The sequence below is a fragment of the Pseudomonas uvaldensis genome (assembly GCF_021271205.1).
Classification (GTDB): domain Bacteria; phylum Pseudomonadota; class Gammaproteobacteria; order Pseudomonadales; family Pseudomonadaceae; genus Aquipseudomonas; species Aquipseudomonas uvaldensis.
In genome coordinates, this window is record NZ_JAIWKS010000026.1 from 1 (window position 1) to 3,226 (window position 3,226).

General features: G+C 64.5%; 1 protein-coding gene. It reads left to right on the forward strand.

The window, feature by feature from the left end; genetic code table 11:
- A partial coding sequence (locus tag LCU97_RS26405; protein ID WP_232778198.1) for an AMP-binding protein occupies positions 1-3,226 on the forward strand: 3,226 nt, incomplete at both ends.

Consider the following 3,226-nt stretch of genomic DNA (forward strand, 5'->3'; position numbering starts at 1 on the left):
TTTTGCCCAGTTGCTGACGGAACAACGGGTCAGTGTGCTGTGGATGACCGCCGGGCTGTTCCACCAATACGCGGCCGGCCTGATGCCGGTGTTCAAGCAATTGCGCTACCTGATCGTCGGTGGCGATGTGCTGGATCCGGCGGTGATCGGTCGAGTGCTGAAGGCAGGCGCGCCGCAGCACCTGCTCAACGGCTACGGTCCGACCGAAGCCACCACCTTCACCACCACCCACGAAATCAGAAGCGTAGGCGAGGGCGGTATTCCCATTGGCCGTCCTGTCGGCAACAGCCGGGTCTACGTGCTGGATGCTCATCAACAACCTGTGCCGGTGGGCGTGGCGGGCGAGCTGTACATCGGTGGTGATGGCGTGGCGAAAGGCTATTTGAATCGCCCTGAGCTGACCGCCGAGAAGTTCGTTGCCGACCCGTTCAGCGCCGATCCATCGGCCGTGCTCTACCGCACCGGCGACCTGGCGCGCTGGCGTGCGGACGGTGCCGTGGACTATCTGGGGCGCAACGACGACCAGGTGAAGATTCGCGGTTTCCGTATCGAGCTGGGCGAGATCGAAGCCCGGCTCGGCGAGCACGACAGCGTCAGGGAAGCGGTCATCCTGGCGCGTGAAGATGCACCGGGTGAGAAGCGCCTGGTGGCGTACTTCACGCTGCATGACCCGCAGGCGGAAGTAGCCATCGAGGCCTTGCGTAATCACCTGCACGCGCAATTGCCGGATTACATGATGCCGGTGGCCTATGTACAGCTTGAGGCCCTGCCGTTGACTGCCAACGGCAAGCTGGATCGCCGCGCACTGCCGGCGCCGGATGCAGAGGCCTATGTCACTCGCGAATACGAAGCCCCGCAGGGCGGCGTCGAGATCACCCTGGCGCAGATCTGGGCCGATGTGCTGAAGATCGAGCAGGTCGGACGGCATGACCATTTCTTCGAACTGGGCGGTCATTCGCTGCTGGCGGTGACGTTGATCGAGCGCATGCGCCAGGCCGGCCTGAGCGCCGACGTGCGCGTGCTGTTCAGCCAGCCGACCCTGGCGGCGCTGGCGGCCGCCGTTGGCAGTGGCAAGGAAGTCGATGTACCGACGAACCTGATCGCCATCGGTTGCGAGCGAATCACCCCGGCCATGCTCACGCTGGTGACGCTGGAGCAGGCCGCGATTGACCGGATCGTGGCAACCGTACCGGGCGGTGCGAGTAACGTGCAGGACATCTACCCCCTGGCACCGCTGCAAGAAGGCATCCTCTATCATCACCTGAGTGCCGAACAAGGCGACCCCTATGTCTTGAAAATCCTGTTCGACCTGCGCGACCGTGACCGACTGACCGCCTTCTTGGATGCGCTCGAGCATGTCATCGAGCGGCATGACATCCTGCGCACTTCCGTGGTCTGGGAAGGCCTCGATGAGCCGGTGCAGGTCGTCTGGCGCAACGCGCAGCTGGCGGTTGAAGAAGTGGAGCTGGCCCCTTCGGCGGGGGATATCGCGACACAGCTGCAAGAGCGCTTCGACCCTCGGCATTACCGCCTCGACATCACTCGGGCGCCCATGCTGCGCCTGGCTTTTGCAGAGGATACGGTCAACCGGCGTTGGGTCGCGGTGTTGCTGTTCCATCATATGGCACTGGATCACACGGCCATGGAAGTGGTGCAGCACGAGATGCAGGCGCATCTGTTGGGCAAGACGGCTCCACTGCCAGCGGCTGTGCCGTATCGCAACTACGTGGCGCAGGCCCGTCTGGGCGTGAGCGAACAGGAGCACGAAGGATTTTTCCGTGAAATGCTCGGTGACGTGGACGAGCCGACCCTGCCGTTCGGGGTCCGGGATGTACAGGGCGATGGGCGGGATGTCGAAGAAGCCCGTCGGCCGGTCGATGCTTCGTTGAGCCTGCGCCTGCGGGCCCAGGCCCGGCAGCTGGGTGTCGGTGCCGCCAGTCTGGTTCACCTGGCCTGGGCGCAATTGCTGGGCCGGGTGTCCGGCAAGGACGATGTGGTATTCGGCACGGTGCTGATGGGCCGGATGCAGGGTGGCGACGGTGCCGACCGGGCGCTGGGCATGTTCATCAACACCTTGCCGCTGCGGGTGGACGTGGGCACCCAGGGCGTGCGTGACGGCGTGAAGGCCGTTCATGCCCGCTTGACCGGCCTGCTGGGCCATGAACACGCCTCGCTTGCGCTTGCCCAGCGTTGCAGCGGCGTGGTCGCGCCGATGCCGTTGTTCAGCGCCTTGCTCAACTATCGCCACAGCGCCGACCTGGCGAGTTCAAGCCAGGCCCTTGCCGGTTGGGAGGGTATCGAGACGCTGAGCAATGAAGAGCGCACCAACTATCCGCTGACCCTGTCGGTGGACGACCTGGGCGAAGGCTTCCATCTGAGCGTATTGGCGGTGCCGCAGATCGGCGCACAGCGGATCTGTGGCTATATGCACGTCGTCCTGGAAAATCTGGTGCAGTCCTTGGAGCAGGCACCGTTGGCCTCGCTGAACGGCTTGTCGATTCTGTCGGCAGCCGAGCGTCGCCAGGTGGTGACGGAGTTCAACACCACCACCCGTCCTTATCCGCAGGACAGGACCATCCATGGCCTGTTCGAGGACCAGGCCGAGGCCCGTCCCCATGCCATTGCCGTCGTGCAGGATGGGGATTGCCTGACCTACAGCGAACTCAACGCCAGGGCCAACGGCCTGGCCCGTCGTCTGCTCGACCTCGGTGTACAGCCGGGCGACAGCGTGGCACTGGGGCTGGCCCGTTCGATCGAGCTGCTGGTCAGCCAACTGGCCGTGCTCAAGTGTGCCGCGGTCTACGTGCCGCTGGACATCGGCGCGCCGCTTGAACGCCAGCAGTTCATGGTGCAGGACAGTGGCGCACGTTGGGTGCTGACGCTGACGGGCATGGAGGTGCCCGACGGTGCGCTGCGCGTTGACCTGGACACGCTGGTGCTGGACGAATCGTCCGATAATCCGGGGCTGCCCCAGAGCGCCGAGTCGGTCGCCTACATCATGTACACCTCCGGTTCCACCGGTACGCCAAAAGGTGTATTGGTGCCGCACCGGGCGATCAATCGCCTGGTGATCAACAACGGCTATGCGGATTTCACGGCTCAGGACCGGGTGGCATTCGCCTCGAACCCGGCCTTCGACGCCAGTACTCTGGATGTCTGGGCGCCGTTGCTTAACGGCGGCTGCGTGGTGGTGGTCGAGCAGGACGTGCTGTTGACCCAGGCGCGG